Source organism: Mangrovibacillus sp. Mu-81 (genome assembly GCF_036867415.1).
In the GTDB taxonomy this organism is placed as follows: domain Bacteria; phylum Bacillota; class Bacilli; order Bacillales; family Bacillaceae_B; genus Rossellomorea.
Genome location: NZ_JBAJHU010000002.1, coordinates 138,049 through 158,062 on the forward strand (window position 1 = coordinate 138,049; position 20,014 = coordinate 158,062).

Below are 20,014 nucleotides of genomic sequence, written 5' to 3' on the forward strand. Positions count from 1 at the left end.
ATAAAGATGTTTACTTTTAACGGTTAGAAGCCTCATCCTTCCGTTGAAAAATGCAGCTCATTCAAAAAATAGTTGTTAACTTTTAAGAAATTACTCGTGATGGAATCAAAAATCACGTGACAAAAAGTTGTTTATTCAACTATATGGCCCTTTAATTCAATATTAGTAAGTATCTTCTAAAGCAGCCATAGGCTGCGCTACAGCTAAATTTTCACCTGTTTTGTCGTTAATGGGAATTGTAATTGTTGTTTTAGAAATAATAAAAGCCATGCTCTTGCTAATTCAAGAGCATGGCTTTCCTATATATAAAATTGAAGCATAAAATTGCCGTAAGTATTTTGAAGCATAAGCCTGCCAAAACGGTAATCTTTTGGTGAAAGTCACACAAAAAAATAAAAACCACCAAATATGTATTTGGTGGAGACGGTGGGAATCGAACCCACGTCCAGAAACATCGCCACTTAAGCGTCTACGAGCGTAGTCGATATATTTGCAAGTTCGCTGCAGCTTCTGCCTATCGACGGGCGTCCGTGCAGCTAGTCTGGTTGGTCTCTTCCTTTGTCCTCAGACGGTGGACTCCGGCGTAGCCTACTAAGAGTGAGTCCCTTACCCTACCACATAGGCGATGGAGGGAGGAACAGCTAAAGCGCTATTACGCTGCTAAAGCTAGGTTATTGTTAGTTTTGCCAGTTATTATTGGCTTTGACGTTTTAACGTAGACGATCCCTACGGCTCGCAACCCAAGCTCGAACTATCCCTGTCGAATCCGTAACGTCCCCATATTAGAAAGGGAAGAACGGGAAGAATAAGTTCAGTTGGTCACTTATTCAATTGTTCTTACAGCCGCTTGATTACCTCGCGACATATATTATTATAACAAATCTATAGCAAAATGCAATTGTAAGATTCCGGAAATCAGTATTCTTACATCCCTTTTTGTCTGTGGGCCAGTTCTCTTTGGATGGATCGGTTTGCTTCTTTGCGCTTCAGGTCTTCACGTTTATCATACTTCTTCTTACCTCTTGCCAGGCCGATCAGAAGCTTTGCTACACCATTTTTGATATAGAGCTTAAGCGGAACGATTGAATAGCCTGCTTCATTGGATTCACCGATTAATTGGCTGATTTGCTTGCGGTGAAGCAGAAGTTTGCGTGTCCTTAATGGTTCATGGTTGTAACGGTTACCCTGTTCGTAGGGGCTGATGTGCATGTTGTGGACGAATACTTCGCCGTTTCGGATGCGTGCGAAAGAATCCTTCAGATTCACTCGTCCGGCACGGATGGCTTTAATTTCGGTTCCTTGCAGCACTAGCCCCGCTTCGTATGTTTCTTCGACTGTATAGTCATGGCGTGCTTTTTTATTTTGGGCAATGAGTTTGCCTTCTCCCTTTGGCATATGATCCCCTCTTTTCTCTTTCTGTCGAGTGTGTTTATTATTATCTCATATTTTGTGGAAAAATTGTATGAAAAGGAAAGGAGCAACGGTGAAAACCATTTGCTCCTGGCTTTATTGATATCGGCTTTGAATACCGCAGTTGATTCCGTGCAAGACTTCACTTTCCGCGGGTGACCTGTGAGCCTCGCAAAACTTCCACGGATTTCACTGTCCAGCTGCAGGGCTTAGAGGCTCATGACATAAGCCAAACCGACCAAGAAGGCAAGGAACGCCTTAATGGCCGATTCGTCTTATGCCACCCGCCTCTTTGCAAAGCCCTTCCGCTTTTCTGATAGGAGTCTTCGTCTTGCACTCCAATCAAAAGCTGGTACCATCTGAAATTATTTTTTCCCTTCTAATTAACACAAAAAACTAAACTAACAAAACAACCTATTTTTTCTTTTTACGTTTGCTTTTTGGGGCGTTTTCGTAGTGTTTTTTGTTTTTGTTTTTCTTTTTGTTGTTTTTTGGAGGACGGGTTGACCATTCTCCGTCTTCTTTTTTGCGGGAGGAGGATTTTCCTTTTCCGCCGTCGGACCGGAATGAACGTACTTCTGTACTGCGTTCCCTGCGATTGCTTTTCATACCGACGATTTCAAAGTCGATGGCGCGTTCGTCTTTGTTGACGCTGACGACGCGGATGGTAATTTCGTCACCGATGCGGAATACGTTTCCTGTCCGCTCACCGATCATGGCCAGATGACGCTCGTCAAATCGGTAATAATCATCGGTCATGTAGCTGACATGGACAAGCCCTTCGATCGTGTTTGGCAGTTCGACAAACATACCGAAGTTTGTGACGGAAGAGATGATCCCGTCATATTCTTCCCCGACCTTGTCTTCCATGTACTCTGCTTTTTTCAGTTCATCCGTTTCGCGTTCTGCATCGACGGCACGGCGTTCACGGCTGGAGGTATGCTGAGCGATGTTGCCCATTTGCGCTCCCCATTTTTCCCGTGTTGACTGGTCGATCTTCCCTTCGATCAGGTACGTCCTGATCAGGCGGTGAACGATTAAATCGGGATAACGCCTGATCGGTGATGTAAAGTGGGTATAGAACTCTGTCGCTAGTCCGAAGTGACCCAGGCTTTCCGGATCGTATTTCGCCTGCTGCATCGAACGGAGCATCATCGTCGATACGACCATTTCTTCCGATTTTCCCTGCACGTCCTCAATGATTTCCTGGAGGGCGCGAGGGTGTACGGAATTGGCAGTCCCTTTCACAATCAAGCCGAAGTTCGTTATGAACTCGAAGAAACGCTGAAGCTTGTCTTCCTTCGGGTCTTCGTGGATTCGGTAAATGAACGGTACTTCCATCCAGTGGAAATGCTCTGCCACCGTTTCGTTGGCAACAAGCATGAATTCCTCGATCAACTTTTCTGCAACGGAGCGTTCACGAAGGACGACATCCGTCGGTTCACCCTCGTCATCGACCAGAACTTTTGCTTCTTTAAAATCAAAGTCGATCGCGCCGCGTTTCATCCGTTTTGTACGGAGGACCTGAGCAAGGTCTTCCATTTGCTCGAACATCGGCACAAGCGGCTCATAATGTTTACGGAGTTCTTCATCTTTATCGACAAGAATTTTATTTACATCTGTGTAAGTCATTCTTTCCGTCGTCTTGATCACGCTTTGGAAGATTTCATGCTTGACGACATCCCCGTCAGGTGAAATTTCCATATCACATGACAGCGTCAGTCGGTCCACCTGGGGATTCAAGGAACAGATCCCATTCGACAAACGGTGTGGGATCATCGGGATCACCCGGTCGACCAGGTATACACTCGTCCCTCTGTCAAAAGCTTCCTCGTCAATCGGTGAGCTTTCTTTTACGTAATATGTCACGTCGGCGATATGTACACCCAGCTTGTAGTTGCCGTTGTCTAGCTTAGTCACCGTTACCGCATCATCGAGGTCTTTTGCATCGGCTCCATCTATCGTGACGATGGTCTGGCCGCGAAGATCCTTTCGGTTCGGGATCTCCGATTCGTCGATCGTATCCGGAACATTATTGGCTTGTTCCATCACTTCTTCAGGAAATTCGACCGTGATTCCGTGTTTATGGATGATTGACAGGATATCGACACCGGGATCATTTTTATGACCAAGGATTTCAATAACTTCTCCTTCTGCACTCTTTCGTCCTTCGGGATATGCGGTCAGTTTTACCACGACCTTATGCCCTTCGATCGCTCCCTTTTGGGCAGACTTCAGGATGAAGATGTCACTTGCAAATTTCTTATCATCCGGAATCACAAAGCCGAAATGCTTGCTTTGCGTAAACGTTCCGACCATCTGATCGACTCCGCGTTCCACGATGCGGACGACCGTTCCTTCCCGTCTGGAACCGGAACTGTTCGAGGAAACACGGACGAGTACGATATCCCCGTGCATCGCATTATTCGTTTCATTCGGAGGGATGAAGATATCATCCATACCTGATTCTTCAGGTATGACGAAAGCAAATCCTTTCGCATGGGCGGATACCTTTCCTCTTACTAGATTCATTTTTTCCGGCAGGCCGTACCTGTTGCTCCGGGTCCTTACCACAATACCCTTTTCCTCCATGACGACAAGCGCTTTTACGAAATCCTTGAAGTTTGTCGAGCCTTCGATCCCGAATGCTTCTTCAAGCTCCTGTACCGTAAGCGGCTTATAGGCCTCTTCTTTCATGTAGGATAGGAGTTTATCCACATGCTCTTTAATATGTTCGTCCATGACAATCCCTCCTGATCATGCTATTCATTAAACAGTCCAATCCAATTTCTCCAGGAAATCAAATACATCTTCATGAAGCTGTTCCTTTTCCTTATCAAGTGTAATCACATGACCGGATTCTTCATACCATTTCAGGTCCTTATCGTCTGATTCGATATTGTCGTAAATGATATTGGCAGAATCGGTATTGATCATATGATCATTTCTTGCCTGTACGACAAAAGTCGGCGAGTAGATCATGTCGACATTTTCGCGTACATCTGCAATAAGTTCCTGAAGAGCTTTCAATGTGTTCATTGGTGTCTTCTTGAACTCTTCCATTTCCTTTTCAATTTGATCTTCCTGTTTTCCTTCAAATTTCTTAAATTCACGGGCGTAGTCCACGACCCCTTTATACATGACTTCTTCACTTTTTATATACATAGGCGCACACATTGGTACAATACCCTTTACAGGTACAGTGTAACCCAATTTCAGGGAAAATACCCCACCTAATGAAAGTCCGGCAACGGCAATTTCCTCATAGCCTTTATCTTTCAGATGCTGGTATCCATTTATGACATCCTGCCACCAATCCTCCGGCCCTGTATGCACCAATTCTTCAGGCGGTACTCCATGTCCTTTATAATGAGGTGCATGCGAGGAATAGCCTTTCTTCTCCAAGTAACGGCCGAGCATCCTGACATCTGCTGAATTCCCTGTGAACCCGTGCAGCAATAGAACGGCTCTCGGCCCGGCTTCGAATGTAAATGGTTTTGGTAAAACGGTCTTCATTTATATGAACTCCTTTTCTTTGAATTTTAAACAAACGTTTGATTAAGTTTGCTTACGCCTTGGGGCTGCTGACTTAATCGGTTTAAACAGTTGTTTAACTGGATTGTGTATGTAATGGGATTTTAGTTGAAATTCTTAAACAAACGTTTGATTAACACCAGTGAACCCTTGATGCGCATGGGCTCGTGATGTTAAACAATCGTTTAAACGGTTTACTCTCTATTTTTAGCAAAAATTGTTGTTACAATCCAATATTTCGCTTGGTAATTTGGAAGGGATTTGCGAATCGATTTATAAAAATAAAAAAACCTGACCTTATTAGAGATCAGGTTTTGTATTATAAAGCTACGATTGCAGTTGTTAGAACAAAGAATAATACAGCCAGCACGATTGTGATCCGGTGTAATACCAAGTCGATACCGCGTGCTTTCTGTTTCCCGAATAGCTGTTCTGCACCACCAGAGATGGCCCCTGAAAGTCCAGCACTCTTACCTGATTGAAGTAAAACAATGGCGATAAGTGCGATTGAATCAATGATAAGTAAAGTGACTAATAAAGTGTGCATGAGTCCCACCTCCTGATACGAACATTACAACATTATTAGTTTACCATAGGGCGTTGGCGCGGACAAGGTAATATTCGCATAATTGTGGAAAGTGTTGGGGATTGTACTGATTGGCGATGGAATGGGGTTTAAAATTGAGATGGTGTAGGAATTGGATGGGTATTCCGGTTGGGATTTTTGTGTTGAAGTCAGCATAAAACGAAATAATTCAGCATATATCGTAAAAAGTCAGCATAAAATGGATTTTTTCAGCATAAATCCAAATAATTCAGCATAAACCATGAAAAGTCAGCATAAATCTTTTGGACCTCATTCATATACTTATAGGGGTTTACACTTGAACACGCTCACGGATCACGATGAAAACCGACTCACATTAGTAATTGGACAGCTGAAACGGACAAGCAATGGGTTTAAGGTGGGTTGGACGGTGTTGAAGGAATGGTGGAATGACTAATTATAATCATTCTAATTGGCAAGAAAAAACGAAAAGTGGCTTGAATATCAGGATATTTGCTTGCTTATTTATAAAGTGGCATGAATATTTGAATTTCGGCTTGAAAAATGAAAAAGTGGCACGATTCCCGCTTCCAATGAGAATTTCATTACTTCCAGACACCTGCTCTTCTTCCCAATCAGAATTTAAAAGATAAATTTCTCTTTTTTAGCTGAAAATCTGATTTAGCGGAGGAAATTGATCTGAATATTGAATTTGACCCCGCTTATGAATTTCCGCAAATTTGACCGAGCGCTCAGTCACCGCGAACCCTACTCAACAAACGAATATTCAAGACAATGATACCCGCACACCAATAAAAACAGCCCCGTCACCGACGGGGCTGCCTCCTTTCACTAATCACACATCAATTAGCGGTTAACGTTATAGAATGTTTTCACACCAAGGTATTGTGCAGTGTGTGCCAATTGGTCTTCGATGCGAAGTAATTGGTTGTATTTCGCTACACGGTCTGTACGTGATGGTGCACCTGTTTTGATTTGGCCGGCGTTTGTCGCCACCGCGATGTCAGCGATTGTGCTGTCTTCTGTTTCACCTGAACGGTGAGAGATGACTGCTGTGTAGCCAGCGCGCTTCGCCATTTCGATTGCGTCGAATGTTTCTGTAAGCGTACCGATTTGGTTCACTTTGATCAGGATGGAGTTACCGATACCCTGCTCGATCCCTTGTGCAAGCTTCGTTGTGTTTGTTACGAATAAATCGTCTCCAACAAGCTGAACTTTGTTTCCGATGCGGTCAGTAAGAAGTTTGAAACCTTCCCAGTCGTTTTCGTCAAGTCCATCTTCGATTGAGATGATTGGGTACTTGTCGCACATTTCAGCATACCAGTCAACCATTTCAGCTGATGTACGAACAACGCCTTCACCAGAAAGGTGGTATTTACCGTCATCTTTGTTGTAGATCTCAGAAGCGGCTACATCCATTGCAAGAAGGATTTCTTCTCCAGGCTTGTAACCTGCTTTTTCGATTGCTTCAATGATTGTAGAAAGTGCTTCTTCGTTTGACTTAAGGTTAGGGGCGAATCCGCCTTCGTCACCTACAGCGGTGTTGTAGCCTTTAGACTTTAGAACTGATTTCAGGCTGTGGAAGATTTCCGCGCCCATGCGAAGTCCTTCTTTGAAAGTAGGGGCTCCTACCGGCATGATCATGAATTCCTGGATGTCCACGTTATTGTCAGCGTGCTCTCCGCCGTTGACGATGTTCATCATTGGAACTGGAAGCTGCTTGGAGTTGAATCCGCCAAGGTATTGGTATAATTCCACTCCGAAGAAGTCAGCTGCTGCACGAGCGACAGCCATGGATACACCAAGGATTGCGTTCGCACCCAATTTGCCTTTGTTTTCTGTACCGTCAAGTGCGATCATTGCCTGGTCGATTGCTACTTGCTCTGTTACGTCGAAGCCAATGATTTCTTCTGCGATTTCGTTGTTCACGTTATCGACTGCTTTTTCTACCCCTTTACCAAGGTAGCGGTCTTTGTCACCGTCGCGAAGTTCTACTGCTTCGTACTCACCTGTGGATGCTCCGGATGGAACAAGTGCGCGTCCGAAAGCGCCTGATTGAGTGTAAACTTCTACTTCGATTGTTGGGTTACCGCGTGAGTCCAATACTTCGCGAGCATATACGTCTGTAATGAATGGCATAAAAATAACTCTCCTTTATTAGTAGGTTTTTTGTTTAAAAACGAGCGTTTGTTATTTAATCAGTGATTTCCCCGTCATTTCTTTCGGTTGATCTACGTTTAACAGTTCAAGCATGGTCGGTGCAAGGTCTCCAAGCTTACCGCCGTCACGGAGTTCGATTCCTTCTTTTGTTACGATGACCGGAACCGGGTTCGTGGTGTGGGCGGTCATTGGTGTGCCTTCTTCAGTGAGCACTTCATCGGCGTTGCCGTGATCAGCTGTGATGATGGCGGTGCCGCCTTTTTTCTCGATGAGGTCGATGATTTTGCCGAGGCATTCATCAACTGTTTCGACTGCTTTGATGGTTGGTTCAAGCATCCCTGAGTGGCCGACCATGTCAGGGTTGGCGAAGTTCAGGATGATAGCGTCCTGCTGATCTGCTTCGATCTCGGCAAGTAGCGCATCCGTTACTTCATACGCACTCATCTCCGGCTGCAGGTCATATGTTGCCACTTTAGGAGAATTGATCAGGATCCGCTTTTCTCCCGGAAATTCATTTTCACGGCCGCCGCTCATGAAGAACGTGACGTGAGGGTATTTTTCCGTTTCGGCAATGCGGAGCTGCTTCAATCCGTTTTGAGACAGGACTTCACCAAGTGTGTTATCCAGGTTCGTCGGCTTGAAGGCAACGAAGCCGTCAACCGTTTCACTGAACTTCGTCAAGCAGACGAAGTGAAGGTGTTTCGGATGCTTTTCACCGCGGACGAAATAACGGAAGTCTTCGTTCGTGAATGTATTCGAGATCTGGATGGCACGGTCTGGACGGAAGTTGTAGAAAATAACGGCATCTTCGTCCTTGATCGTTCCAACCGGTTCTCCATTTTCTTTGGTGATGACAGAAGGAATGACGAACTCGTCGTAGATTCCTTGTTCATATGAATCTTCAATCAACTGCATCGGGTCGGTATACGTTGGTCCTTCCCCGTACACCATGGCACGGTAAGACTTCTCTACACGTTCCCAGCGCTTATCGCGGTCCATTGAATAATAACGTCCGGAAATCGTGGCGAATTGCCCGATGCCGATTTCCTTCATTTTCGCTTCGGCTTCTTCAATGAATTTTGGTGCTGTCTGCGGTCCGACGTCACGTCCATCAAGGAAAGCATGAACGTATACATTTTTCACGTCTTCTTGAGCAGCCAAGCCCAGGAGTGCGTATAAGTGTTCAATGTGACTGTGAACCCCGCCGTCTGAAAGAAGACCGAAGATGTGAAGGTCTGTCCCTTTTTCTTTTGCATGGTTGATGGCATCAAGGAAGGTGGCATTCGTTTCGAATTTACCTTCGCGGATCGCCATGTTTACGCGGGTCAGACTTTGGTAGACGATGCGGCCGGCACCGATGTTCAGGTGCCCCACTTCGGAGTTGCCCATTTGACCTTCCGGAAGGCCTACCGCTTCGCCGCTTGCTGTTAATTGGTTATGCGGGTACTTGTTCCACAGGCGGTCAAAGTTCGGTTTGTTCGCCTGTGCAACAGCGTTCCCCTCTTTTGTATTACGACATGCAAAACCATCTAAGATGATTAACGCCACTGGTGACTTACTCATGAGAACCTGCCTCCAGTAGTTGCAGGAACGATTGAGGTTCCAGGCTTGCGCCGCCTACCAGAGCACCATCGATATCGGATTGAGCCATGTATTCCTTGATGTTGTTCGGTTTTACACTGCCGCCGTATTGTACGCGTACAGAGTCGGCAGCACTTTGTGAGAATTCACTTGCGACTACTTGACGGATGTGGGCACACACTTCGTTGGCGTCTTCTGCAGTGGAAGATTTGCCTGTTCCGATTGCCCAGATTGGTTCGTAAGCGATGACCGTCTGCTTCACTTGATCTTCAGTCAGACCGGTAAGAGCCTGTTTCACTTGAGATCCCACAAGGTCTTTCGTTTCGTTATTTTCACGCTGTTCCAATGATTCACCTACACACACGATCGGAGTCAGGTTGTGCTTGAAAGCAGCCAATGTTTTTTTGTTAACAGAATCATCCGTTTCATTGAACATTTCACGACGTTCGGAGTGACCGATGATCACATATTTAACACCTAAGTCAGCCAGTGCAGCAGGACTTACTTCTCCTGTGAATGCTCCGCTTTCTTCGAAGTGCATCGTTTGCGCACCGATTTCAACTTTTGTATCTTTCGTCTGTTCAACAAGGTTTTCAAGGAATAGGGCAGGTGCACAGATGACAGAGTCAATTTTGTCTGTGTCAGGTACTAATCCCTTGACTTCTTCTGTAAAAGTTTTCGCTTCTGATGCCGTTTTGTGCATTTTCCAGTTACCTGCAATAATAGGCTTACGCATAACGTTCATCCTTTCTCAGCTAAGTTGGTTTTGTGCTGAATTACTTGTCGTTAAGGGCCACAACACCTGGAAGTTCTTTGCCTTCCATGAACTCAAGTGATGCGCCTCCGCCTGTGGAGATATGACTCATCTTTTCAGCGTAGCCGAACTTCTCGACTGCTGCTGCAGAGTCACCGCCGCCGATAACAGAATATGTATCTGTCGCATCGGCCAACGCCTCAGCTACGGCTTTCGTTCCGTTTGCAAATGTGTCCAATTCGAATACACCCATAGGTCCGTTCCAGATGACAAGCTTGCTGTCCTTGATTGTCGCCTGGAATAGTTCCCTTGTCTTAGGACCGATATCAAGTGCTTCCCAATCAGATGGAATAGAGTCAATCTCTACTTCTTTCGTATTTGCGTCGTTTGAGAAGTCATCAGCAACGACTACATCGACAGGCATAAGGAAGTTAACGCCTTTATCTTCAGCTTTCTTCATGAATTGCTTCGCTAAGTCAATTTTATCTTCTTCTAAAAGGGATTTCCCAACCTCATGGCCCTGTGCTTTCACAAATGTGTAAGCAAGTCCGCCTCCGATGATCAAGTTGTCCACTTTATCTAATAGGTTATCGATGACACCGATTTTATCCTTTACTTTCGCTCCACCGATGATCGCTGTGAATGGACGTTCCGGAGTAGATAATGCTTTGCCCAATACTTCAAGCTCTTTCTCCATTAGAAGCCCGGCTACAGCCGGCAGATGTTTTGCCACGCCTTCTGTTGAAGCGTGCGCACGGTGAGCTGCACCGAATGCATCGTTTACATATAAATCTGCAAGTGCTGCGAATTCCTTCGCAAGTTCAGGATCATTATTCGTTTCACCTGCATAGAAACGCACGTTTTCAAGAACCAGTACATCTCCGTCAGCCATTTCGCTGATTTTCGATTGTACACCATCTCCATACGCTTCGTCTGCCTTTGCAACGTTCTTGCCAAGCAGCTTCGAAAGTCGTTCCGCAACAGGAGTCAAACGAAGTTCTTCTACCACTTCACCCTTAGGTCGTCCCAAGTGACTCGCCAGGATGACTTTGGCACCGCCTTCTACTAAGTACTTAATTGTTGGAAGTGCAGCTTGGATACGGGTTTCATCAGTGATTTTGCCTTCGGACATCGGTACGTTGAAGTCCACACGGCAAAATACGCGTTTCCCTTTCACATCAACATCTTTGATTGATTTCTTATTCATCGTAAAAGGCCTCCTTTAGTGTTTCTCTTCTATTGAAAAGAAATGCAAGTATAGAATGAGAAAAGGGAGTGGGGAATCTTCCCCGCTCCCCTTCATCCCTTTTCATTATAGATGGTGGGACAGAAATTATCCATCCTCACCATATTTATAATGTAATTTTACGTTAATGCCGGATTAAAGACCTTTAGAAGCGATGTAATCAACAAGGTCAACGACACGGTTTGAGTATCCGCTCTCGTTGTCATACCAAGAGATGACTTTTACCATGTTGTCTTCCATTACCATAGTTGATAATGCATCGATTGTTGAAGAAGCAGGGCTTCCGTTGTAGTCAGTTGATACTAAAGGCTCTTCGCTGTAAGCAAGAACTCCTTTAAGATCACCTTCAGCAGCTTCTTTGAATGCAGCGTTGACTTCTTCAGCTGTAACATTCTTATCCAGTTCAGCAACCAGGTCAACCAGTGAAACGTTTGGAGTTGGAACACGTACTGCCCCACCGTTCAATTTACCTTTTAATTCAGGAAGCACTAGTGATACAGCTTTTGCAGCACCCGTAGTTGTCGGGATGATGTTTTCAGCTGCCGCACGAGCACGACGGTAATCTTTGTGTGGCAGGTCCAGGATCTGCTGATCATTTGTGTATGAGTGGATGGTTGTCATCATTCCACGCTTGATGCCGAATTTGTCGTTAAGAACTTTTGCGAATGGCGCTAAGCAGTTTGTTGTACAAGATGCGTTAGAGATAACGTTGTGGTTATCTGCATCGTATTTATCTTCGTTAACACCCATAACGACTGTAATATCTTCATCACTTGCTGGAGCAGAGATGATTACTTTCTTTGCACCGGCTTCGATATGTTTAGCTGCGTCCGCACGCTTTGTGAAACGGCCAGTGGATTCTACTACCACTTCTACGCCAAGGTCTCCCCAGCCAAGTTGAGCAGGGTCGCGCTCTGCTAATACTTTTACCTTTTTATCGCCGATGATAAGAGTGTCACCGTCTACAGATACTTTCTCTTCAAGTGTTCCGTGAACCGTGTCATATTGTAAAAGGTGAGCAAGCATGTTTGCATCAGTTAAGTCATTAACTGCCACTACCTCTACGTTGTCGTTTTTAAGTGCTGCACGGAATACGTTACGTCCGATACGTCCAAATCCGTTAATACCAATTTTCGTTGCCATAATACTATTTCCTCCTTTAGTGTGTGTAAGGATGATTTTTTATATTTCAAAAGGCCTTCAGCCTTTTAAAAGCTCTTTCGCTGCTCCTTCATCAGTGATCAAGATCGTCGAAGAGGGAGCACTTTTCAAGTAAGCCCGGATCGCTTTCGCCTTCGAGCTGCCGCCAGCAACGGCAAAGACATGGTTGATGTCTTTCAGGTCTTCAAGCTGGAGTCCAATGGTCGGCACTTTATGTACCACTTCCCCCGACTCATTGAAGTAATAACCGAATGCTTCACCGACAGCATTTCCTGCAGTGATCTTTTCAAAATCTGCCGGAGGCGTCTTCCGTCTTTCTGCCATTGTAATAGCATCTCCAATACCATGAAGAACCATGTTGGCCGACTTGATTAAATTTAAGACCTCTTTAATCATCGGTTCCGTTAAAAAGGACTTGTAAACTTCTTTACTCACCTGATCGGGAACATACAACACGCGATGGCGCATGCCTGTATGCTCTGCCATCTTCGCGCAAATCGTGTTGGCCTGGTTCTTTACATCTTCCCCGATACCGCCCCGTGCAGGAACAAACAACGTGTCGGATCCTGAAAAGTCGGGTGTCAGCATTTCTGCGACAGCCGCCATGGTCGAACCGCCAGTCACAGCGATGATATTATTTCCCTCAAGGCGCTGTTTCATACTAAAAGCTGATGCACGCCCCAATTCTTCTTTTACCCAAGGTGACTCATCACTATTCCCAGGAACGATGACAATTTCATTAAGATTGAGTAAAGACTGTAACTTCTCCTCCATCTGATTGATTCCTGAAATCTCTCTCATCATGTTTTCGATCCTATCCAGCAGCTTCATGCCATCTTCTGTCATGATCATCCCGGACGTCTTGATCGAAATGAGATCCTGATTCTTAAGGAATTCTACTTCACTTCTCAGCACCCGTTCTGTCAGTCCGAGGTTCTGTGCAAGACTCCTGCGGCCGACCGGCTGTAAGAATTGAATCGAACGGAGAATTTGATGCCTCTTATGCATAACTTCAAGCAGGTCTGGTAATAATCGCTTTTGTATATCAATAATGGATTCCATCGGTAAAAGCTCCTTACATGGAAGTGAGTGACTGCCTCTTTAGTTGTATTTCCACAAGTATCCAGCCTGTAAACGTGGCTTTCAACAGCTGTAGAATTACATCGTTGGACTTGATTGGTCCCACATAGACATATTATGTCCCACTACCTCCAAAAAAAATTCATCCCTGCTTTCATCGTTCATTCTATCAGTATGGAAATCGGAATTCAACTAGAAACTACTGAGTTTTTTCATGTAAACGCTTGCTGAGTGTAAAATAGTCGATTTGCCCGTACTGGATGATTTCTCCTTCGTACTCCACCACCGGGATCATCAACCCGAAACGCTCCGTCAACTCATCACTTTCGTCGATATCCTTTTCGACGATGTCGAATTTCAGGTCGTCCTGAACAAGTTTCAAGTTGATTTTGGCATCGGTGCATAGGTGGCATTGGTTTCTAGTGTAGAAGATGACTTGGTTCATTGACTGGTCCTCCGTTGGTTGAATGTGTTGTTGGTTTGGCTGCGGTAGATGGGTTGGGTGTACCTGGTACAAATTGAGTGGTTTATACCTGGTACGTTTCCGGTCTGCTGTACCTGGTACAAATTGTGTTTATTGTACCAGGTACAATCGGGATTGTTTGTACCTGGTACAACTGATACTACTATATATGATGGCGGGACCGGAATGGTATGGGCATACAACCATCCGGAGAAATTTGCTTGTCATTCATACCGTTTCCTCATCGTCGACGACGAAATCCCGAGTTGATCGCGGTATTTGGCTATCGTCCGGCGCGAAACGTCGAATCCTTTATCAATCAGCATGTTGACGATTTTCTGATCAGAAAGTGGTTTCTTCTTATCTTCTTCGTCCACTAGACGCTGGATTTCATTTTTGATCGATGTGGACGAAGCCGCTCCGCCATCTTCTGCATTGACCGATTTTATCGCCGCACTGAAGAAATATTTCATTTCAAAGATGCCGTAGGGTGTCTGCATATACTTCCCCTTCACGGCACGGCTGATCGTTGATTCATGAACACCCGCTTCTTCAGCCACTTCTTTTAACGTCAGGGGCTGTACGGTAGCGGGACCCGTCAGGAAGAAAGACCTCTGCTTCTCAACGATCAACTTCCCTACTTTCAAAATCGTCTGCTTGCGCTGCTTCAGGCTCTGAAGCAGCCACTGAAATTCCTGCTCCTTTTCCCGCAGGTAGCTTCCAACTTCCTTATCGGGATGATGCTCTAGAAAATCTTTGTATTCATCATTATACATCACGTTAACGGTCGTTCCGTCAAATAAGGAGACCGCCACTTCGTTTTCACCCATTACGTTCACCATCAGCTCAGGGACGATGTAATGAGCGGGGCCGTCACTGTATCCGGCGCCTGGACGGGGATGACAGCATTGAATGAGATCTGCCGCTTTCTGGATGTCCGTTAGATCAACGTTCATTTCTTTCGCGATCCCCTTCCACTTTTTCGCGGCAAAATCTTCGAAATGCTCATCGATGATCGAAAGTGCCAAAACCGAAGCAGACTTGCGTCGTAATTGAAGTGAGAGGCACTCCTGCAGGGAACGCGCTCCAATCCCTGCTGGTTCTAATTCATGCAGTTTGGTAATATAGCGTTCCATTTGAGAAATCTGCAGCTTGTTCCGGGTCATGAAGTCTTCCGGCTCTATGCGCAAATAACCGTTCTCATCCAAGTTGTTAAACAGGTCCTTCATGACTTTCAAATCTACTGAAGAAAGCGATTTCAAATCTAATTGAAGAAAAAGATGTTCCGCCATCGTTTTTTTTGAGACTGATAGAAACTCTGTAAAATCATGCATTTCCTTCTTTTTATAGTGATAAGACTCTCCCCGATCGGGAGCATCCTGTATGGGGTCTTCTAGTTGTATGAGGGGGTTCTCCAATGCTTTCGATTCAAGGAAAGCATTCAGTTCCACCGCAGAATATTGGAGGATGGTGATGGCCTGTGATAGCTGTTGTGTCATTTGAAGTTTCATTTGCTGCTTCTGCCATAATCCTGTGTTCAAATTCATCCTTCTAACCTCCTCCCTTCATTTTACATGAAATAGGGGGTTTCGTTAATGGGAATTGTTTGGAAGATGGGGTGTTTACAATATTCTATGAATATAGTAGATGGACGATACCTTTAAATATAGAGGCTGGGACAAATCCAAAATACAACTACCAAAAGTCGAACATTAACAGTAATGACTACTGAATACCGCTAATGATTTCCGTGCAAGACTTCGCTTTCCGCGGGTAGCCCGTGAGCCTCCTCGTCGCGTCCTGCGGGGTCTCACATAAGCTACTTTTCCCGCAGGAGTCTTCGTCTTGCACTCCAATCAACCGCTGGAACAAGTTGGAAACTAATTGGTCATTTGATCAAAGCTAATAGAAACCCGAACTTACCTTGAACTTAGAATTCAATTTTCCCGGCTTTTATTTATACTAAAACACTTTTTTCCCAGCCTCTTTATCAATGATTTTATTAAAAATGATAAAACTGTATTTTAAATTCGAACTGTGATTTTAACCTTCCATCTTTTCAATGAAACTACCACTTGTCGTAAATAGCAGTTATCTACCGGACATTGCAAGACCATAGTGAAAGGTTCCTTCTTATTAAAAGGTATCTACAAAGCTCTTACCAGCTATTTTATTAGCAGTATAGGTAAACTCTTTTATTAACTTCAGGCTGTTTTCCATGTCCAATAGATCTACAATTTCTACAGGGCTGTGCGTGTAGCGAGAGGGGATGGAAACAACACCGGTAGAAACTCCTGTTGAAGTCATATGGATTGCGCCTCCATCTGTTCCGATTCCCATAAATACTTCTAGTTGATAGGGGATGCTTGCTTGCACTGCTGAATTCTTTAGATGCTCTGTCACTATCGGATGCGAAATAAGGGATTTATCTGCAATTTTAATACAAGGGCCATCTCCCAGTACTCTCGTTCCTGTCATCAATACATCATACGTATCACTTGTTGGTGTAGTATCAATAGCGATAGCGTAATCTGGCTTAATAGATGGAGTCAAAATAGATGCTCCCCGCAACCCGACTTCTTCTTGAACAGTAAAAGCACAATATATATCACCGTGTTCACGTTCAGAACTCTTTATATCCTGTAAAAACTTGATTAATAATGCACTGCCTGCACGATCATCAAGTGCTTTTCCTACTACCCTTGGCTGTTTATCACTGCCGATCAATTTCAGTTCTGATCCATAGGAGATTGGCTGACCGACCTCAATCCCCATTTCTTTCGCATCTTCTGCCGAACCAGCTCCGATATCAATATAGAGCTCTCTATGCGAATCAAACCTTTTTGGATCATCCCATTTTACATAGTGAGTGGATAATGTTCCAATGACACCTTGTAAATAGCCTTTTCTTGATTTAACAACAACAGGCTGAGCAAGAAGAATTCGATCATCGAAACCGCCAACTTTTTCAAAACGCAGCGTTCCATTTGGCTCGATTTTTTTTACGATAAAACCAATTTCATCTGAATGAGCAGCAAATAAAATAGAAGGATAATCAATGTTTGTTGCTGCCACTTTAGCAATCACATTGCCTAAAGAATCTACATGGTATTCATCAGCATGATCCTTTATTTGTTCTATAATAAAGCGCTGTACGTCTTGTTCGAACCCACTTGGTCCAACTTTCCCACATAATTCTTTTAATAGTTGATACATTCCTCATTCCCTCCAAAGCTAAAAAACTATTTGTTTGTTAAATATATATCTGTAAGTAAGTCATTACTCATTGGATGAGGTTTGTACCCTTCCACATAATCAGCTTGGGCAAGAGGGGTTGTCGTATAAGAAAGCATTGTCCAAGGTGCATCATTTTGGAATACCTCCTGAGCCTCTTTATAAAGTTCAATACGTTTCTCTTTGTCTAGTGTTTCACGTGCTTCTGTAATTAGTTGAGTGAATTTGTCACTCTTATAGAACGCACGATTATTAGCAGGTTTTTCTGCGTTTGTTTTGCTGAGATTAGGATATAAGAAATTGTCAGGATCAGCCATAACTCCAGTCCAGCCGAAAAGTGCCATATCATGCTCACCCGCACTTGTTCTCTCAAGATATGTTGCCCATTCGTATGTAGCGATTTCAGCTTCAATCCCAACCTTCGCTAAATCAGATTGAATGCTTTCAGCAATTTTCATGGGCTGCGGAAGATAAGGTCTTGGGTTACTCATCGTAAATAACTTTGTTTTAAAACCATCTTCAAATCCTGCTTCAGCTAGTAATTTCTTTGCTTCTTCTACATTGTATTCATACTCTTTTAATCCTTCATGATACCCCCATAATGATGGTGGCAAAGGACTTGTAGCTACATCGGCTAAACCATTATAAAAGGCATCTATTATTTCCTTTTTATTTATGGCCATATTAATCGCCTTTCTTACTTTCGGATTGTTAAACGGTTCCTTTTCCATATTGAACGCCATATACCCGATGTTAAAGCTGGGACGTTTAAGTAATTCGAGTCCATCTGTTGATTCCACCGTCGTCGTATCAATAGGGTTCAATCCATCTAAAATATCTATTTCACCACTTTGCAGAGCTGCCAGTCTAGAGGAGTTTTCCGGTATTACCTGGAATACCACTTGATCTAAATACGGTTTTCCTTCCATCCAGTATTCAGGATTTTTCGCCAGAGTGATAGAATTGTTTCGTGTCCATTCTTTAAACGTAAAAGGTCCTGTGCCGACTGGATGTTCATTTATTTTATCTCCGTATTTTTTAATAGCGGCAGGGCTTGCAATTCCAAACATAGAAATAGCTAAGTAACTGAGAAATGGTGCAGTCTTTCTTTTGAGTTTAATTTCCAATGTGTATTCATCATTAGCTTTCACATATTCAATAAGATGGTTCTCATCCCCTTTAAAACCTCCATACAAGAATGGATAATAAACAAAATCCCCTTTATGGTAAGGATTATTAGGGTCCATCCACCGTTCAAAGTTAAATACAACTGCCTCGGCGTTAAAATCTGTTCCATCATGAAACTTCACACCTTCCCGAAGCGAGAATGTCCAAGTTAATCCATCTTTACTAGTTTTGTAGTCTGTTGCCAGTTTTGGTTGAAGTTCAAGGTTATGGTCATATTCAAATAAAGTTTCAAAAATATTGTGTGTTACCCTGATAGACTCCCCATCTGTTACGTTAATAGGATCGAGACTGATGGAGTCTGCTCCTCTGCCAAATATAAGCGTTCCGCCTTGCTTCTCATCCTCTGAAAGATTCTTTTCACTTTCCGTACTGCTGTTTGATTGGCTTCCGCCTGAACAAGCAGAGAGAAATAACATGAATGCGAGTAATAAGTAAAATGTAACTTTAATATGCCGCTTCACCGCTTTACCCCCTTAAAATAGTATAAAGACTATTATATGCGAAAATTGTCTGAATTTAAATACTATTTTGTAATTTTATGGTGGTTTTTGTAAAATAGAAGAAAGCCGTTTCTGTTTTCCGTAAGTGTTCCTGTTACAAATTGATCAAGCGGTGACCAGAAGTGTTTCATTTGTTTTAAAGACAAAAAAAGTACCGCCGCGTTATAAAAACGCGGCGGTACTTTGGTACGCCCTCGGAGGGAATCGAACCCCCATTTTAAGAACCGGAATCTTACGTGCTATCCGTTGCACCACGAGGGCATGAATAGGTTACTGAAAAACTATCGTACGAAAGTATATTATAAGATACTTTTTTCATGAATGCAATACGTTTTCACTGTTTAAAAAAGGAATGGATGGGTATGATGTAGAAAGGATTACATAGTGTAAGAATCACTGATGCGTTAAGTTTGACCTTTATTGACCAACAGTGTATGATTACAGTACAAAGTGAATATGTATATAAAAAGAAAAAATGCGTATCTAAGGAGGAACGAAGGATGAACTTAATTCCTACAGTTATTGAACAAACAAACCGCGGTGAACGTGCTTACGACATTTATTCACGTCTGTTGAAAGACCGTGTCATCATGCTCGGAAGCGGCATCGACGATAATGTGGCGAACTCTATTGTAGCACAACTTCTATTCTTGGAGTCCGAAAACCCTGAGAAAGATATTTCAATCTATATCAATTCCCCTGGCGGAAGCATCACTGCCGGAATGGCAATCTACGATACAATCCAGTACATTAAGCCGGATGTACAAACGATCTGTATCGGTATGGCAGCTTCAATGGGTGCATTCCTTCTTGCAGCGGGTGCTAAAGGCAAACGTCTTGCACTTCCAAATGCTGAAGTAATGATTCACCAGCCGCTTGGCGGAGCACAAGGTCAGGCGACGGAAATCGAAATCGCTGCGAAGCGCATTCTTTTCCTCCGCGAGAAACTGAACCAAATCCTGTCAGACCGCACTGGCCAGCCGCTTGAAGTGATCTCAAAAGATACAGACCGCGACAATTTCATGACTGCTGAACGCGCTCTTGAATACGGACTGATCGACCGCATCATCACACGCAATGAAATGGATAACAAATAAGACTCTTTTTTAGAGAAACTGCCCCGTCGGCTTTGGCC

At 43.9% G+C, this 20,014-nt stretch carries 15 protein-coding genes, 1 tRNA gene and 1 other RNA gene; 1 reads left to right on the forward strand and 16 read right to left on the reverse strand.

The window, feature by feature from the left end; translation table 11 throughout:
- Window positions 1-415 precede the first annotated feature (415 nt).
- The 16 genes from ssrA to V6B33_RS04490 form a co-directional block, all read right to left on the reverse strand.
- Window positions 416-779, reverse strand: a transfer-messenger RNA (tmRNA) gene (gene ssrA, locus V6B33_RS04415).
- 145 nt (window positions 780-924) lie between these two features.
- Entirely contained in the window at window positions 925-1,395 is a 471-nt protein-coding gene (gene smpB, locus V6B33_RS04420; RefSeq protein ID WP_334216539.1) for an SsrA-binding protein SmpB, read from the reverse strand.
- Between the two features lie 429 nt (window positions 1,396-1,824).
- Window positions 1,825-4,152, reverse strand: coding sequence for a ribonuclease R (gene rnr, locus V6B33_RS04425; protein ID WP_334216540.1), 2,328 nt, complete (start codon window positions 4,150-4,152; stop codon window positions 1,825-1,827).
- A 27-nt stretch (window positions 4,153-4,179) separates the two neighbouring features.
- Window positions 4,180-4,926: an alpha/beta hydrolase gene (locus V6B33_RS04430; protein ID WP_334216541.1), complete on the reverse strand. Its 747-nt coding sequence runs from the start codon at window positions 4,924-4,926 to the stop codon at window positions 4,180-4,182.
- Window positions 4,927-5,263: 337 nt separating this feature from the next.
- On the reverse strand, window positions 5,264-5,491 hold the full coding sequence (gene secG / locus V6B33_RS04435; protein ID WP_334216542.1) for a preprotein translocase subunit SecG: 228 nt from the start codon (window positions 5,489-5,491) through the stop codon (window positions 5,264-5,266).
- Between the two features lie 867 nt (window positions 5,492-6,358).
- Entirely contained in the window at window positions 6,359-7,651 is a 1,293-nt protein-coding gene (eno, locus tag V6B33_RS04440) for a phosphopyruvate hydratase (protein ID WP_334216543.1), read from the reverse strand.
- Between the two features lie 51 nt (window positions 7,652-7,702).
- Window positions 7,703-9,235 carry a 2,3-bisphosphoglycerate-independent phosphoglycerate mutase gene (gene gpmI / locus V6B33_RS04445; protein ID WP_334216544.1) on the reverse strand — a complete coding sequence of 511 codons (1,533 nt, stop codon included), beginning with the start codon at window positions 9,233-9,235 and terminating at the stop codon, window positions 7,703-7,705.
- The gene (gene tpiA / locus V6B33_RS04450; protein ID WP_334216545.1) at window positions 9,228-9,989 is read right to left on the reverse strand and encodes a triose-phosphate isomerase; all 762 of its coding nucleotides are present in this window, start codon (window positions 9,987-9,989) and stop codon (window positions 9,228-9,230) included. Before tpiA ends, gpmI begins: the two co-directional genes overlap by 8 nt.
- A 40-nt stretch (window positions 9,990-10,029) precedes the next feature.
- The gene (locus V6B33_RS04455) at window positions 10,030-11,214 is read right to left on the reverse strand and encodes a phosphoglycerate kinase (RefSeq protein ID WP_334216546.1); all 1,185 of its coding nucleotides are present in this window, start codon (window positions 11,212-11,214) and stop codon (window positions 10,030-10,032) included.
- A 174-nt stretch (window positions 11,215-11,388) separates the two neighbouring features.
- Window positions 11,389-12,396, reverse strand: a complete 1,008-nt coding sequence (gene gap / locus V6B33_RS04460; RefSeq protein ID WP_334216547.1) for a type I glyceraldehyde-3-phosphate dehydrogenase — start codon at window positions 12,394-12,396, stop codon at window positions 11,389-11,391.
- 57 nt (window positions 12,397-12,453) lie between these two features.
- Window positions 12,454-13,476, reverse strand: a complete 1,023-nt coding sequence (locus V6B33_RS04465) for a sugar-binding transcriptional regulator (protein WP_334216548.1) — start codon at window positions 13,474-13,476, stop codon at window positions 12,454-12,456.
- A gap of 217 nt (window positions 13,477-13,693) precedes the next feature.
- A complete protein-coding gene (locus tag V6B33_RS04470; protein WP_334216549.1) occupies window positions 13,694-13,939 on the reverse strand; it encodes a glutaredoxin family protein in 246 nt (81 codons plus the stop codon).
- 242 nt (window positions 13,940-14,181) lie between these two features.
- The gene (gene rpoN, locus V6B33_RS04475) at window positions 14,182-15,504 is read right to left on the reverse strand and encodes an RNA polymerase factor sigma-54 (protein WP_334216550.1); all 1,323 of its coding nucleotides are present in this window, start codon (window positions 15,502-15,504) and stop codon (window positions 14,182-14,184) included.
- 589 nt (window positions 15,505-16,093) lie between these two features.
- Window positions 16,094-17,173, reverse strand: coding sequence for a M42 family metallopeptidase (locus V6B33_RS04480; RefSeq protein WP_334216551.1), 1,080 nt, complete (start codon window positions 17,171-17,173; stop codon window positions 16,094-16,096).
- Between the two features lie 26 nt (window positions 17,174-17,199).
- A complete protein-coding gene (locus V6B33_RS04485) occupies window positions 17,200-18,840 on the reverse strand; it encodes an ABC transporter substrate-binding protein (RefSeq protein WP_442915471.1) in 1,641 nt (546 codons plus the stop codon).
- A gap of 228 nt (window positions 18,841-19,068) precedes the next feature.
- A tRNA-Arg gene (locus tag V6B33_RS04490) sits at window positions 19,069-19,140 on the reverse strand.
- Between the two features lie 173 nt (window positions 19,141-19,313).
- Between V6B33_RS04490 and clpP the strand changes: the two genes are divergently transcribed.
- The gene (gene clpP / locus V6B33_RS04495) at window positions 19,314-19,976 is read left to right on the forward strand and encodes an ATP-dependent Clp endopeptidase proteolytic subunit ClpP (protein ID WP_334216552.1); all 663 of its coding nucleotides are present in this window, start codon (window positions 19,314-19,316) and stop codon (window positions 19,974-19,976) included.
- Window positions 19,977-20,014: the final 38 nt, after the last annotated feature.

Excerpts from the sequence above, each read along its gene's own strand:
- rnr (WP_334216540.1), bottom strand. The coding sequence starts at position 4,152 with ATGGACGAACATATTAAAGAGCATGTGGATAAACTCCTATCCTACATG.
- eno (WP_334216543.1), bottom strand. The coding sequence starts at position 7,651 with ATGCCATTCATTACAGACGTATATGCTCGCGAAGTATTGGACTCACGC.
- gpmI (WP_334216544.1), bottom strand. The coding sequence starts at position 9,235 with ATGAGTAAGTCACCAGTGGCGTTAATCATCTTAGATGGTTTTGCATGT.
- tpiA (WP_334216545.1), bottom strand. The coding sequence starts at position 9,989 with ATGCGTAAGCCTATTATTGCAGGTAACTGGAAAATGCACAAAACGGCA.
- gap (WP_334216547.1), bottom strand. The coding sequence starts at position 12,396 with ATGGCAACGAAAATTGGTATTAACGGATTTGGACGTATCGGACGTAAC.
- secG (WP_334216542.1), bottom strand. The coding sequence starts at position 5,491 with ATGCACACTTTATTAGTCACTTTACTTATCATTGATTCAATCGCACTT.
- V6B33_RS04480 (WP_334216551.1), bottom strand. The coding sequence starts at position 17,173 with ATGTATCAACTATTAAAAGAATTATGTGGGAAAGTTGGACCAAGTGGG.
- V6B33_RS04465 (WP_334216548.1), bottom strand. The coding sequence starts at position 13,476 with ATGGAATCCATTATTGATATACAAAAGCGATTATTACCAGACCTGCTT.
- V6B33_RS04470 (WP_334216549.1), bottom strand. The coding sequence starts at position 13,939 with ATGAACCAAGTCATCTTCTACACTAGAAACCAATGCCACCTATGCACC.
- smpB (WP_334216539.1), bottom strand. The coding sequence starts at position 1,395 with ATGCCAAAGGGAGAAGGCAAACTCATTGCCCAAAATAAAAAAGCACGC.
- V6B33_RS04430 (WP_334216541.1), bottom strand. The coding sequence starts at position 4,926 with ATGAAGACCGTTTTACCAAAACCATTTACATTCGAAGCCGGGCCGAGA.
- clpP (WP_334216552.1), top strand. The coding sequence starts at position 19,314 with ATGATTACAGTACAAAGTGAATATGTATATAAAAAGAAAAAATGCGTA.
- V6B33_RS04455 (WP_334216546.1), bottom strand. The coding sequence starts at position 11,214 with ATGAATAAGAAATCAATCAAAGATGTTGATGTGAAAGGGAAACGCGTA.
- rpoN (WP_334216550.1), bottom strand. The coding sequence starts at position 15,504 with ATGAATTTGAACACAGGATTATGGCAGAAGCAGCAAATGAAACTTCAA.